Genomic DNA, 14,304 nt, shown 5'->3' on the forward strand with positions numbered 1-14,304 from the left:
GCTGTTGTCCAGTGCGTCCTTTTTGGTTTTAACGAATAACCGTCACAGGGCCGTGATCGTCACAGTGATCACCGTGAGGATGATGTAAGTGGCCATCGACTAAGTAGTCTACATGGTCGCCATGGGGAATGGCTTCGTGGCCGCAATCTGGGCCGTGTACGTGGTCCGCATCATGACCTGCACATTGATGATTAGGTGTGCACGCATCAGGGTTTTTGTCCGACACTTCAATCGCATGCTCATCAACATGATCGCCATGAGAGTGGTGCAGTTGACCATCGTGCAAGTAATCAACATGGCCATCATGCTCAATTTGCGTATGGCCGCAATTCGGGCCGTGCTCATGCGGGTGGTTTTGATGAATATTGCAGCTCATCGTTGTCTCCTTGGATAGCATAGCCAAATAAAGATGATAGTAGGTATTACACGGATGCTTCGACCTCTTCATCGGCATGGGCCAGCGCGTTTTCAATCAACTCAACAACATGCTGATCGGCCAAGCGATAGTCAAGATGCCTCGCATCGCGGCGTCGGACTGTATCCGGCTCCTCAATCAAAAGCTTCGCTGAAGGATTCAACATCGGTGGATAATCCTTGCCCATGGCAACGGTAGCGCCTTACGCAGTACCTCTACCTGACCCCAAATGTTGCGCGCCTTCTGGAACCGTCGTTCCAGCCATTTAATCCAACAGCGCTCCACTCAATATCGGAATGCCTACAGTGATTTGAGGTGTTAATTTTTGTTAGACTGTATATCTAAAATTCGCGCCTGCTGCACTACCCGGAATGTCCGTTTTGGGTCGTTACCAACTAGCGGCTACCATTCAAAACTCTTCAGAGGACAGTATCTGAAAGAATAAAGGATGCCAGTTCCCCCTTACGAGCTGTATCAGTGAAGTTTTTGAGGGAATTGAGCCATGGAAGCGAGTATCATAAAAACGACTTACGAAGAGAGAGCGTCCAGAGAAGTCTATTTCTATTCTGTGAGAGCCAAAATCAAAGTATGGGCCGAGGTATGGGCTGGCTAAATTTCAGACACAAAAAAGCCGCTGAAATCAGCGGCTTAATCGTAATATATGGCGGAGGGACAGTCCGCTTACGTCCATTTAAAAACAATAGCTTAAATAGATTTTTATTTTTACCCAACACCCCACCCAACATAAAAAAAGGCGCTTGGATGCGCTTCTATGCTACGTGATGCAATGATTTTCAAGCCTAGAAACTAATCACGATACCTACAGAAATTGCCATCACCACTGATATCACCTCTTCCTTATAATGACATTCAGCCAAAACTCGTCTTCCCGTAAGGAGCGGCGGTCTGCTGTCTTCCAAAGCTTAACCACATCTACTTTAAGTGGAGATACCACAAAGGATGTGAAACGCTCCTCGTTTAAATCAATGAAATGCCGCCCGTCCTTGTCACGCTCCTGACTGCCCCACTTAAACGAGCAATACATCACACCACTGGATTTGAGAGAGCTTACAAGACGCTCCACAGCGTCAGGCAATTGATCGGCAGTCAGGTGAAGTAGCGAAGCACACGCCCAAACCGCATCAAAGTACTCCTGCCATGTTATTTCATGGAATGGTAAGCAGTGCGCACGTTGCCCGATATGCGTAGAAGCAAGATCACAAAGGGTTTGAGATGCATCAATGGCTGTGACCACATAACCTTGATCCTTAAAGTTTTTGGCATCTCGCCCTGAACCACAGCCCGCATCCAAGATACGACCACCTGGGGGCACATAAGGTAGAAATTCCTTATACAGTGGCGACATATCCACGTTGACCGTGGATGCAAAAAACGCTGCCGCATGCTGATCGTAGAAATTATTCATATTTTAAAACATTGGATCATCTAGTGGCTCAGGCTCCCATGTGTGTATTAGGATCGATTTTGCTTGGTTATAGCAGCTTTGAAGAAACCTGCGTCGTGCAGGTTCATCTTTTCCGGTCTGCAGAATAAGCGTTTCTCTAAGTGGGTGATGGCTTGTAATTAGATATTCATTGCGTTGGTGCAAGCGTGCCAGCAAATTCAGTGATGGCAATCTAGCTAATTTTCCGCCACTACCACGATTGCACTCCTGGCTTGATAAAACCAAATTCCAGACCCCATCAAGGTTGGGAATGATGCTCTTGTCTTTCAGTGTGTGTGGGAAAAAGTGATCTACATCCGCCCTTTCGGCATTCCCCGAACAAATGCTAATTTTTTTAAACGAGTAGAAACACCGCCCTTTTTGATAACCGTTGAGCGCATCCCTGCAAGAGGTAATATTGACGCGCCTATGCACCTGGTTAGTAAAAAGCAATTCATTTTGAGCATCATGCTGAACAGTGATGAGGTTCCGAGATAGATTCATCGACCAAGCGCTTTCTACCAATCGCCAACGTGCTTCGGTCTCGTCGTAAAGCGAACCTGGCTGCTGCTCTCTAAACAAAGAATAAAAATTATCCGTCAAGCGAATACCACTATTTTGGCGTCGCTCGTCTATGAAAAAACGCTGAGGCAAATCGCCACTGTTTACGTTATGAAAGGCATCGATCACGTTTGTAAAGCCGAGCTTTACAGTCGTATTTATTAAAGAAACTTTGGTGGTCTCTCCATGATTAAATTTTCGGCATTCATCCAGAAACCGGCTGCTCGATGAGGTGGCCTGCTTGTCGTTACCCTGAAGATGCTCACAGATATGCTTGGCATAGGGCACGGCCAGTTGTTCCAAGGTAACTAATTCATGGTCACTTGGGGATAGGTCAATGAGAGCTTTAGACAGAGCAAACTTATATGAAGCGACATTTCGGCCAAAAAGAATAACTGAACGCCAGTAGTTTTCGAGTGTTGGTTCCGATGTATAGAAATCCATTTCGTCTCCACGAAAAACGTTGTAGAAGATTCACTAGCTCATCCAACATCAACAACTGAATCGCCCCAGGTTTCGTAGACACCTCCAGGCCTTATACTAAAGGTATCTAGGAGGAACCATGAGCTATCCCCGCTACACTGAAGAATTCAAAATCGAAGCCGTCAAGCAGGTGGTAGAGCGCGGCCATCGCGTGGCCGAGGTCGCTGAGCGGCTAGGCGTGTCAGGTCACAGCCTGTACATCTGGATCAAGCGCTACGATAAGCCGGTAGAACAACGGCAAGAAGATGATGATCTCCAAGCTGAAAACCGTCGTTTGAAGGCCGAGCTCAAACGCGTATCAGAAGAGCGAGACATATTAAAAAAGGCCACCGCGTACTTCGCCAGGGAGTCCGACTGAGGTACGCGTTTATTCAAAATTATGCGAGCCAATATTCGGTACGTCGCTTGTGTCAGATGATGGCAGTGCACCCCAGCGGTTACTACGCATGGTGTAAAAAAGCGCTCTCTAATCGAGCGCGAGAAGATGAGCGCTTGCTGGGATTGATCAAGCACTCCTGGCTTGAAAGCGGCGGTGTATATGGCTATCGCAAGGTCTACCAGGACTTGCGTGAAGCTGGCGAAGCTTGCGGGAAGCACCGTGTGGCGCGTCTTATGAGTAGGGAAGGTTTACGTTCTCAGACAGGCTATCGACGACGCCCTGGCGGCTATGGCGGTGGAAAACCGGCTGTTGTATCCCCTAACCATTTAGACCGTCAGTTTGAAGTAACAGCGCCAAATGTTACTTGGGTGACGGACATCACGTACATCCGCACTTATGAAGGCTGGCTTTACTTAGCGGTAGTTATCGACCTGTTTTCTCGTCAAGTGGTTGGCTGGTCGATGAAGTCTCGCATGACTACGGAGTTGGTACTGGATGCTTTGTTATCAGCAGTCTGGCGACGCAAGCCACAAGGAACGGTGATGGTGCATTCGGATCAAGGAAGCCAGTTTAGCAGTGGAGACTGGCAAAGCTTTCTGAAAGCGAATCACTTGGTAGGCAGCATGAGCCGACGTGGTAACTGTCATGACAACGCCGTTGCTGAAAGCTTCTTTCAACTTCTAAAGCGAGAGCGAATCAAGCGACAGATTTATTCAACACGCGAAGCAGCTAGATGTGACGTGTTCAATTATATTGAAATGTTTTACAACCCAAAGCGCCGACACGGCACAAGTGATAACTTGTCACCGGTTGAGTATGAAAGGCGTTACTTTAAGAGCCTAACGGGTGTCTAGAATATCCGGGGCGATTCAAACCCAGTAAAACGCCGCCATAGAAAGACGGTTTTAGAAAACATAAGTTTAAGCCGTGCCATCCATCTGCTGCTCAAGCGCTTGTCGCACAAGACCTATAACATAAGGAAGATCACTAGCTGATGATAAAGGAACTTCTATATCCCCATTACCCCATCGCCCTATACCTATAACATCACGCCCTAAACCACGAGGATCTTCCAGGTCAGTGGCAGCAATATTTATTGAAAGCAACAAGCGCTTTGCTTGTGGAATCACATCAACGAAATTCGTCTCGGCTTTAAAAGCAATGTAAAGCTTTTTAACGTCTTGATAGACACATGGGTCGAGAGCTAACACCTCTGTGGCAAAAGTATCATATAGCTCGCGCATAGCACCTCCAGTTAGCTGGGGGTGATCATCCAATGTATATTCAGTGTCTTCAGTCTGTGATGGTTTTCGATAAGCTTCTAGAAGTTGATCACTAACAGCTGGTACAGGCCACACTGAAAGAGCGGATGCTGACAATCGAGTCGCTCTTTTCTGGATAGTGTCTTGATTCCAAGTCTCAAGGTGACGTAAGTCACTATTAAGATGAAGTGGACTATGAGCAAAACCTATCGGTTTGCCTGCTTTATCTTTTGCGTCTCGCTTCTCAAGAAACGGCTTATCCGAATAGGAACTGTTATAAGCGGTTAATGTTAGGTTACCCAACGTATGCAGATAGAACTCCTGGACACTTTGCCACTGTGGCCCAAGTAATGCCTGCCATTCTTGAGATAACTCACTGTTCTGAGGCATCACATGCTCAACAGTAAATTCATCTATCAACACGATTTCCTTTCGACCGTGGTTTTCTAATTTTCTCAGCCAATAACGTAAGTTTCGGAAATGATAAAGATCACGTTCTTCTAGGGCTGTTTGAAACTCAGCGTTGCTTGGAAAACGGCGGTATGATGGAAGCAACATGAAGGTCGCCTCTATGCTTTCCAAGTAGCGATCTTTTCGTATGTTATGTGTAAAACGGGCAAATGTCCGATTCATAGAGTTTGTGGGGATTCCACAAACTGCACGACGAAAAACATAGCTCTCAATCAACCTCACAACTTTTTCTAATTCTTCTGCAGAAAGTAGCCCGTTGTGCTTATAGTCGTGGTACACCTCTAGTAACAAAGGGTACGCAACGTCAACCTTCAACTCTCGCAAATCTTTAAAGACCTGTCGCAGCTTGGGAATTGACTCATTGCCCAAGGCCATAGCGCAATAATGCTTGGCGTAAGTATGCACCTCTTTGATCAGATCACGGATAGAGCCGTTGTATCCTGCCGCGTACTTTTTGAAAGCCGCATACACCTTATTGATATTGGGAATATCATTAGTGACCGTCGTCAGATAATGACGCATGAAGCTATCAAAATGACGAGCATACGCTTTTTGACCGAATCCATCTTCCATAGCTCGCCAGTAATGGCTATAAAGCGCCTCCTGCTCATGAGGCTCTTGCCCCATCAATACAAAATTACGAATCAGATCTGCTTGACTAAGATCTAAGCCAGTTGAGTTCATACTTTCGAAGACCAACTGAGGGTTATCTCGCTGGCGCTCCAAGGCAACTGCCACAATCTCTAACTTCGAGAGTCCAAGATAGACCGCATCTAATTTAGCTGGGTTAGCTTCAAACCACTCCTTGAAAAAATTATAATTATTTATTACGCATGAACTACAAGGATCTGGCATTGGTAATTCATCAATAAGTGAAATCAGCGTAGGCCGGTCAATATCTGACAAAACCACCTTGTAAAGCATTTCACCGTTTTCATTGGGATTGATCAAAAAACGGCGGCGTAGCGCTTCGGCCTGATCAGGCGACAAGTTTTTAGCAAGATAGTGGTAAAGCGCTAACAGCATCAAAGTAACAGTGGTCAAACGTTGCTGACCATCAATGACCATTAGCGGTTCTTGCTTAACGAGAATGGACTGAGCCCGCTCCACGTAAACAATGGTGCCTAAGAAATGCGTAGCTGCTCCCTCATCGGCACCCACTGCCAACACATCTCTGAGGAGCTGCCCACATTGAGCTTCACCCCAAGCATAATTGCGCTGGTAAATAGGGATGCGAAACTGTCTTGGCTTCTCTAGCACCTCTAGCAAATTGGCTTCAGTTGCCTTCATGCGTTTTCCTTAACCTAATAGATATTTTCAAAAATTTGCGCTAAATATAAGACGAATACACACTCTGCCCGCCGCCGTAGTAGCTGGTCATCAAGTGGTGGAACGCTGCTTCACACTTTTCGTTGTAGACGTGTTCATCGAAGCTCGATGGCAGTCCCTGGTCGAAAACAATTTCCAGGGTGCGGCGAACATCGCCTTTGGCCTGGGCTTTCTTCTGCCAGTCCAACACCAGCTTTTCCTGCTTTAGGGTTTCCAGCAGCTCCCGGCACATGGCCTTCACCTTCGCTACCTCTTTGTCGCTCATCTCTGGGGCTGGCTTGGTAATAATGTCAAATAGCGCCAGCTCTTCCTCGGTGAGCCCTTCGCGGATTGCCCGCTGGTCTTCCTCCTGCAGTTCCTCAGTGAACGCCATCAGTTGGCGAAAGAACGCCTCGATGTTCACGCTGCCTGAGTTGTACTTCTCGATCAGCGCCTGCAGCTTCTCCATGAAGTCGGTGCGGCTGGGGTTCTTGGCCACCATGCTTTCCAGCTTCTGGTTCAGCAGCGCCCGCAGCTTTTCAGACTCGGTACGTTTCTTGCCTTTGTTGAAGCGCTCCTGAAGTTTGTCAAAGTCGATCTTGCTGAGGTCAAACAGTTTTTCCTCGTCGGTATCCTCGATGAGGTAGGGTACCGGAGCCACGGACTGATCCAGCAGGTCGTCTACCTCCCGCATCACCTGGGAGATATCTACTTCAGGCTCTAGCGCCTTGATTTTCTGCGCCAGCACCGAGAGCAATACCGCATCGGGCGCCAGCTCGTTGGCGGAAGGATCGGGCAGGATCGCTCTATAAACCCTGGAGGTGGCTCTGGCGAGCCCCAGGAAGGCCTTCTTGGTCTCCTCGCTCTCCAGCAGCTTTTCCACGCCATCGTCCAGCAGGGCCACCTTTTCAAAGCCCCCTGCCGCCTTGATCGCCTCGGGGTTAATCTGCTTCTCAGTCAGGAAGGTGATGGCCTTGGCCAACAGGTGCTTGAGGTACTCCACCAGCTCGGCCTTCTGCTGGATTGGGCTGCTATCGTCCTGTGACGGTTGATCGCCGTAGGCAGCCGGCGGCTCACCCACTTTAGAGGGGGCAGCGCCGCCATAGATGGCCAAGGCCTCCTGCAGCTTTCTGAACACTCCCGCATAGTCCACGATCAGACCCGCTTCCTTGCCGGGATACTTGCGGTTGGCCCTGGCGATGGTCTGCATCAGGGTGTGGTTTTTCATCGGCTTGTCGAGGTAGATGGTCGAGCAGGACGGCACATCGAAGCCGGTGATCCACATAGCGCAGACAAACACCAGCCGCAGCGTGCTGTCGGGATCTTTGAACTGCTCGTCGAGATCTTCCTCCACCATACGCTTGCGGTGAGGCAGTATGTCGAGCCCCTTGTCTGCTAGCTCCTTCACCTCGTTCTGACCCTGAGAGACCACCACCGCCATGTCGGTCGTCTCCAGCACCTTGATCTTGTGCTTCAGGGCCTCCTGCTGCTCCTCTGGGGCAGAGGTCAGGTCAGCCTGAAGTCGGGCCAGGTAGTCCTGCCAGTGGGCCTGTACCTTGTCGTACATCTTCACGGCGGTAGCCTTGTCGATGCAGACCATCATCGCTTTGCCTTGGTGGCCCCTACCAACGAAGTGCTGCACCAGATCCTCGGCGATGGCTTCCAGGCGGTCATCGCGGGTGATCAGGTGGTACTCCCGAGCAAAGACCCGCTCGACTTTCTTCTCCTGATCTTCGTTCAGCTCGGCATCTTCCAGTAGCCGTGTCAGGTCATCGTTCAGGTTCTCGTTGATCAGCTGCAGCTCGGGGATACGGTTCTCGTAGTAGAGCGGCACCGTTGCCCCATCGGCAATGGATTGCCCGAAGTCATACACCGAGATGTAGTCGCCGAACACCTCCTTGGTCTTCTCCTCCCCGGCCATCAGCGGTGTCCCGGTGAAACCCAGGAAGGCGGCATGGGGCAGCGCTGTGCGCATGTTCATGGCCAGGGTGTCGTACTGGGAGCGGTGGGCCTCGTCGGTGATGACGATAATGTCTTGCCGGTCGGAGAGCTTGGGGTAGGTTTCACCCTGCTTGGTGCCGAATTTCTGGATCAGCGTGAAGACATAGCGGTGATCCTCGCTGAGCAGCTGCTTGAGGTGAGCACCGCTTTCCGCGTGGGCTTCCACCTCGTTGACCGCTCCCGTGGCAGCGAAGGTCTTGTAGATCTGCTCATCCAGCTCGTTGCGGTCGGTGACGATCACGAACGTCCAGTTGCCGGGGATAGTGCGGTGGATCTTCTGAGTAAAGAACACCATAGAAAGCGACTTGCCCGAACCCTGGGTATGCCAGAACACTCCCAGCCGTCCCGCCTCACCGGCAGGTCGATTCTTGATCCTTTGCAACTCGGCGATAGCCTTGTTCACCCCGAGGTACTGGTGATTTTTGGCGATCTTCTTGATGGTGCCGCCTTGGGCTTCCTCAAACACCGTGAAGTTCTCCACGATATCCAGCAGCCGTACTCGCTCGGCAATACCCCGGATGGCGGTCTCCAAGGACACCACCCCTTTCTCGCCCTCGTCGTTGATCCGCTTCCACTCGAAGAGATGCTCCCAGGGGGAGAAGGTACTGCCCACCACGGTCTCGCTGCCGTTGGAGAGCATTACCACGGCGTTATAAGTAAACAGTTGAGGGATCACCGAGCGGTAGTCGCTCAGATTACCGTCAAAGGCTGACTTGAGGGTTTTATGGCTGGTCTTCAGCTCCACAAACAGCAGCGGCAATCCATTGATGAAGCCGACCAAATCAGTACGCCGAGTGTGCAGTTCACCCCGCACCCAGAACTGAGAAGTCAGCAGGAAGTCATTCTGCTCTGGCTGGCTCCAGTCGATCACCCTTACCGTCTCGATAGCGGTGCCGCCATGCTCATCGGAGACCTCAACCTTCACGCCATCTTTGAGCAGCCGATAGACCTCCAGGTTAGCATTTACCGCCAGCAGCGTGGCACGGTCGCGGGTCAGCTCTTCAATGGCCTTCTCCAGCGCATCGGCGGGCAACTTGGGGTTGAGCTTTTCCAGCGCTAGACGCAGCCGAGGCACCAGCACCACATCCTGCTGGGTCTGCCGCCCCTCGCTCGATACCGTTCCCGACCACTCCCCGTAGAGATTGGCGGTGTCCCAGCCTAGGTCAGCAAACAGCTTAATAGCAGGCTGCTCGACCAGGGCATCCTCAGAGTAGGCGTAAGCGAGAGACGGAGGTGGTGTCATGCAGAAGCCCATCCTTGTTGTTCAATGCGCGCATAGGCCTTGTGAATATGTTTTGGCTTCATCAATTGCTTTTTGCGATGGCTCCAAGACGCTACGCGCTCGCTGATGTGTTCCAGGCTGCTGGCGTTATCAGGCTCATGGGACACTACCCAATGAATCGTAGACAGCAGTTCCATGCCATAGGGGGTTTCAAAGCCTTCTATTAGCGCCTTGACGCGCTCAAGGTGGTGCTCGGCTTCTGAATTGTTTGCCAAAAATGCTTGCGCTTCTTCCAAAGCACCGGGCATTAGGCGGATTTCAGCATTACCGGAGCGGTCACCATAGCCCCTAATAAAATGCCCTTCCATCCGTTGTAACGCGTGGTTTAGGTTATCTGCATAAGGCCCCAGGTGGTGCGCGGTGAATTGCAACTGCATGGGTTCACCAGCGGCCTGCAAAAAGTAGGCAAGCTTCTGTACTTCCAACAAGCTATGGCGGTAACCCTGGCGGCCATAAAGGTCTAGTAACCGGATGAGCAGTGCCCGTCCAGGGGTCATCTTCGGCCGTTTCGTGCGCACTGGCATTTGCTCAACCGGTGGGGCTCCCTTTGGCTCGAACATCAGCACGCGGACATCCGGCAGTTCTGCAAAGGCTTGCTCAATGCGCGGTTTGATGTCTGCCCAGTTAAGCCCACCTAGCCCCGCCCCTAGCGGGGGTATAGCAATAGATTGAATACGGTAGTGTTCAATCTGCGCGACCAGATCCATCAGGCCCGCATCAATATCCTCTATCTTCGACTTCCCTTTCCAGTGCCGTTTTGTCGGGAAATTGATGATGTATTTAGGGTTGACCATGCCGCCCGTTTCGAAGACCAACATTCTGCCGGGTAACATGCGCCCTTCTTTGCAAACGCGGGCATACAGCGAAAAGTTTTCCGGGAACGCTTGCTTAAATTGCAGGGCGATACCTTTCCCCATAACACCCACGCAATTCACGGTATTGACGAGGGCCTCGGCATCGGCTTCCAGCAAATTGCCTTGTGTCGTTTCAATCATAATGCCACCTCAGTAATACCAACCGGCTTTGACGGCCACCGGAATGTTCAGCCCTAAACGTTGGATCAAGGTTTCGGCTTTTTCTTTTGTGTGCTCGTTCATCACCCCTATTCCTATAATGAGTCCAATAGGGAATCTTTCATGAACAAGGAACTCAGCCTGCCTGCGGCGTTTACGGTCGGGGTCTTCATCAGTATCTGCCCAGTAACGGGCACGCATCAACGGCCAGTCGATTTCGTCCAGCTGAGCCAGGTCATCATAGAAATCGGTAAACTCCATAATCCCGTGGCCGTCTGTGAACACAAAACCCAGTTCAGCGGCCTCTACTCTCTGGATGCTGGATACTATGTGGACAATAGATGGCTGGCCGCCAGTGAATCCCTCAACATTGCCTTTTGACAGCGTGAATAGCATGGGAGAACGCGGCCCAAAGTAAAACGGCACATAGTCATGCAACACACCACCAGGGCCACACGGCACCGGGGTATGATTTCGCCGATCCTGTATCGTCATATGGGCAATGTTGGTGTAACCCGTATCTTCCTGCTCCAATGCACGCTTGGCTCGTAGCTCACCGGCCGCGAGGATCTTCTGCAGATTATCAAGGGCGGTGATATGGAAGATATGCGTCGGGTCAGGGGGTGTCATGCGGCTTCGACCTCCTTGTCGTTGGGCATGGGAATATCGGATACGTCGATCTCACCGGAGACCAGCTTGGGCAAGAGAAGATCGCGTTGGCCGCGAAGGTTAATATTCTTGTCTGAAAGCACTCGTATCTGCTTCCAGAGAGGGCCAGCGATGGACTCAAAGCTCTCTATGTAGTGAACATTAGGCTGTAACATCTTGATTGTTTGCATATCTTTCTTGGTGACTGCTTTGAATATGGCGCCATTACCAATCGAGTCTTCTTCCTCGAAGATTTTTCGGAGCTGTGACAGCAAGAATACCTGATGACCCGCCTTGCTGCGGAGTGCAGAAACACCGCGTCCAATGACAATTTTCTCTTTCGAGATATTGATCCTTCCCACTGGGGCGCGAACACTGAAAAGGATATCCCCCTCCTCAGCGACTCTGTTCTCCACAGTGCAGTAAAGCCTGTTGCTGGGAAAGTAGTTTCCGAAGTCCGTGACACCTTGGTGAAATGGAAGTCCTTCCCCTCTGTCGTTGTAAAACTCTGACTTGGGTGATTGCCCCATCGTCAAATCAACAACTTCCTCTAGGTTGGCTATCCCCCACCCCTCAGGAATCCTCCCAAGCTCACTCTCCTTAAAACTCACCTCCTCATGCCCAGGGAAGCGGAAGTGAACGAACCACTCCTCGTACAGTCGCCGGGCCATTTCTTCAAGAATCTCGATGCGGCGGGTGTTGTTCTCGATGAGATCGTCGTAGGCGGAGAGAATATCGACAATCATTCTCTGTTTCTCAATTGGAGGAAGTCTCACAGAGATTCGTTTGATAATGTCTTGGTTCAGCGAAGCCATAGTGGCGCCGTGTGAACACTGCTGCATCATCCAAGACTGATGTTCATGGGTAAGAAATGTGAAAGAAAGGTACTTAGATAGCACACTGTTTTCACTATTAATTCTTAGCCTAAGGCAATCGGACCCCTGAAACCAGCGTTCTTGGCCTGACCGGATGTAGACATGTCTCTCAACAGCTCCTTTTCGCCCAAAGACAATATCACCTTTACGGAGCAGGTGATTGGAAAGCCTTTTGACTACTTCTTCAGGAATGTACTCAAGTTTATCGGGTCGAATGCTACCGAATCCGATGTTTCTGACGTTGATAACGGGCGTCCCCTTCTCAACATAGTCGCTGGCTCTGAGCTGGGTTCCGAAAGGGCCGGTTTTGACCTCGGCCTCTCCACTTTCGACAAGGTCACCAACAGTGATATTGTTCCAGCTCATGATGCTGCCTCTAGAATACCAGCAACATTGCTTCCAATTATCTCTTCAAGCTCTCTTGCCTCCGCGTTCAGCACCTCCAGCTCCTCAGCCAGTTCCTCCAGCCGCTCTGTAAAGTCCACATCCTCTGCTTCTCTCGCCGCAGCCCCAACATAGCGCCCAGGGTTCAGCGACCAGCCCTGCGCCTCGATCTCTTTACGAGTCGCCACTGTGCATAGGCCAGGGATATCGGCGTAGCCATCGCCCAGCCCCTTCTCAGCCAGCAGTGTTTCACTACCCTGATCCAGCTCGATGTCTTCACCACGGTAGAGGCGCACAATGTTGGCCAGGAACTCGATCTGTTCCGGCAGCCAGTCGCGGTGCGCCCGGTCGATCTGGCGGTAAAGGTGGCGGGCATCAACGAACAGCACCTTGTCACCCCGCTCAGTCTCGCTCTTAGCCCGGTCGAAAAACCATAGGGTGCAGGGCAGCGTGACGGTATAGAAGAAGTTCGGCCCCACCGAGACGATCACATCCACGGCGCCGGACTCTATCAGCTTCTGGCGGATGACCTGCTCGCTGCCTCGGGCATCTCCCGCCGAGTTGGCCATAACAAAGCCAGCTCGGCCAGTCGGCTTCAGCGAAGCGTAGAAGAGCTGGATCCAGAGGTAGTTGGCGTTGTCGGTTCTGGGCATCCCGAAGGGGAAGCGTGGGTCGCCCTCCAGCCGCTCCTTATCCACACCAGAGACGTTGAACGGGGGGTTAGCCATCACAAAGTCGAAGAAGCCTTCACCGTTCTTGTAGACCGCGTGGTGGGGGTCTTCGTAGTAGGTGTTGGACACCCGCACATCGCCGGAAAGGCCATGCACTGCGAGGTTCATCTTATTGAGGTTGACGGTGGTCTGGTCTTTCTCGGTACCAAACACCGATATTTCATCCACCGCTGATTTGTGGTGGCGTTGCACAAATTCAGCCGAATGTACAAACATACCACCGGAACCACAGGCCGGGTCGAAGATGCGCCCGTGGTAGGGCTCAAGAATCTCGACAATCAGCTTAACTACCGATTCCGGGGTGTAGAAGACCCCGCCTTTCTGGCCTTCCTTCAAGGCGAAGTTACCCAGGAAGTACTCGTACACCTTGCCGAACGCATCACCGGAGAGATCCACCGGGCCGATCTGCTTGAGCAGCTCCTGGAGCACCCAGTTTTCAAGGCGGGTATAGGTTCGCGGTAGAGCACCTTTTAGGTCTGTGTTCTCCTCCTCGATAGCCTTCATGGCATCGTTGATGATTCGCCCGATGTTGTCGCCATCCGTCAGCGTTAGAAGGTAGGAAAAGCGAGCCGTTTCAGGAAGGAAAATCACGCCTTCTGCCAGGTAGTCGTCCTTGCTCACCTTACGGCGGCCACCAGACCCCACTGGCCCCAGCTTTTCTTCGGCGGCGGCATACTTCCTATCGGCGTATTTCAAGAAAATAAGGCCTAGCACGGGGGCTGAGAACTCGGCAGGCTTCAGGCCGGTGTTGGCCCATAACTGGTCAGCGGCTGCCCACAGCCGTTTTTCTGCGCTTCCATCGACCAAGGTGATGCTCCCGTTGGTATTACCGTTTTCGTAACGTATTGAATTAGGATTAGCTTACTACAGGCACCTGAGGTTTTGCAGCGCGGCGCATGTCTTTTCATCAGCATGGATGCGGCTTTAAAAACATCGGGGCTGCGATAGGCATTCAGGTGTTCGTAGCTTCACCATATTGCAGGTCGGGATATGTCCCTAATTTTCCACTCACCTTATTTTTCACCCCCCTAGTGGGGTGTCCCGTTT

General features: G+C 51.3%; 11 protein-coding genes. 2 read left to right on the forward strand and 9 right to left on the reverse strand.

Annotation, left to right across the window (positions count from 1 at the left end; genetic code table 11):
• Nucleotides 1-28: 28 nt before the first annotated feature.
• The 3 genes from BB497_12700 to BB497_12710 all read right to left on the reverse strand — a co-directional run bounded on the left by BB497_12700 (nt 29) and on the right by BB497_12710 (nt 2,864).
• Nucleotides 29-376: a hypothetical protein gene (locus tag BB497_12700; GenBank protein ID AVI63496.1), complete on the reverse strand. Its 348-nt coding sequence runs from the start codon at nt 374-376 to the stop codon at nt 29-31.
• 886 nt (nt 377-1,262) lie between these two features.
• A complete protein-coding gene (locus BB497_12705; protein ID AVI63497.1) occupies nt 1,263-1,841 on the reverse strand; it encodes a tellurite resistance protein in 579 nt (192 codons plus the stop codon).
• 3 nt (nt 1,842-1,844) lie between these two features.
• Nucleotides 1,845-2,864, reverse strand: coding sequence for an HNH endonuclease (locus tag BB497_12710; GenBank protein AVI63498.1), 1,020 nt, complete (start codon nt 2,862-2,864; stop codon nt 1,845-1,847).
• A gap of 118 nt (nt 2,865-2,982) precedes the next feature.
• Between BB497_12710 and BB497_12715 the strand changes: the two genes are divergently transcribed.
• Together BB497_12715 and BB497_12720 are read left to right on the forward strand one after the other, a co-directional pair.
• A complete protein-coding gene (locus BB497_12715; GenBank protein AVI63499.1) occupies nt 2,983-3,261 on the forward strand; it encodes a transposase in 279 nt (92 codons plus the stop codon).
• A gap of 56 nt (nt 3,262-3,317) precedes the next feature.
• On the forward strand, nt 3,318-4,136 hold the full coding sequence (locus BB497_12720; GenBank protein AVI63500.1) for a transposase: 819 nt from the start codon (nt 3,318-3,320) through the stop codon (nt 4,134-4,136).
• A 66-nt stretch (nt 4,137-4,202) separates the two neighbouring features.
• On the opposite strand, the gene BB497_12725 is transcribed toward BB497_12720, so the two are convergent.
• The 6 genes from BB497_12725 to BB497_12750 are packed head-to-tail and all read right to left on the reverse strand — an operon-like array spanning nt 4,203 to nt 14,064.
• Nucleotides 4,203-6,305 (reverse strand): hypothetical protein, encoded by a 2,103-nt coding sequence (locus BB497_12725; GenBank protein AVI63501.1) that lies wholly within the window; start codon nt 6,303-6,305, stop codon nt 4,203-4,205.
• Nucleotides 6,306-6,345: 40 nt separating this feature from the next.
• Nucleotides 6,346-9,567 (reverse strand): DEAD/DEAH box helicase, encoded by a 3,222-nt coding sequence (locus tag BB497_12730; GenBank protein ID AVI63502.1) that lies wholly within the window; start codon nt 9,565-9,567, stop codon nt 6,346-6,348.
• A complete protein-coding gene (locus tag BB497_12735) occupies nt 9,564-10,601 on the reverse strand; it encodes an Appr-1-p processing protein (protein AVI63503.1) in 1,038 nt (345 codons plus the stop codon). Before BB497_12735 ends, BB497_12730 begins: the two co-directional genes overlap by 4 nt.
• Nucleotides 10,602-10,610: 9 nt before the next feature.
• On the reverse strand, nt 10,611-11,249 hold the full coding sequence (locus BB497_12740) for a hypothetical protein (GenBank protein AVI63504.1): 639 nt from the start codon (nt 11,247-11,249) through the stop codon (nt 10,611-10,613).
• Nucleotides 11,246-12,508: a type I restriction endonuclease subunit S gene (locus BB497_12745; protein ID AVI63505.1), complete on the reverse strand. Its 1,263-nt coding sequence runs from the start codon at nt 12,506-12,508 to the stop codon at nt 11,246-11,248. The genes BB497_12740 and BB497_12745 overlap by 4 nt, the downstream gene beginning before the upstream one ends.
• Nucleotides 12,505-14,064 carry a hypothetical protein gene (locus tag BB497_12750; GenBank protein AVI63506.1) on the reverse strand — a complete coding sequence of 520 codons (1,560 nt, stop codon included), beginning with the start codon at nt 14,062-14,064 and terminating at the stop codon, nt 12,505-12,507. Before BB497_12750 ends, BB497_12745 begins: the two co-directional genes overlap by 4 nt.
• Nucleotides 14,065-14,304 lie beyond the last annotated feature (240 nt).

The sequence above is a fragment of the Halomonas sp. GFAJ-1 genome (assembly GCA_002966495.1).
In the GTDB taxonomy this organism is placed as follows: Bacteria; Pseudomonadota; Gammaproteobacteria; order Pseudomonadales; family Halomonadaceae; genus Vreelandella.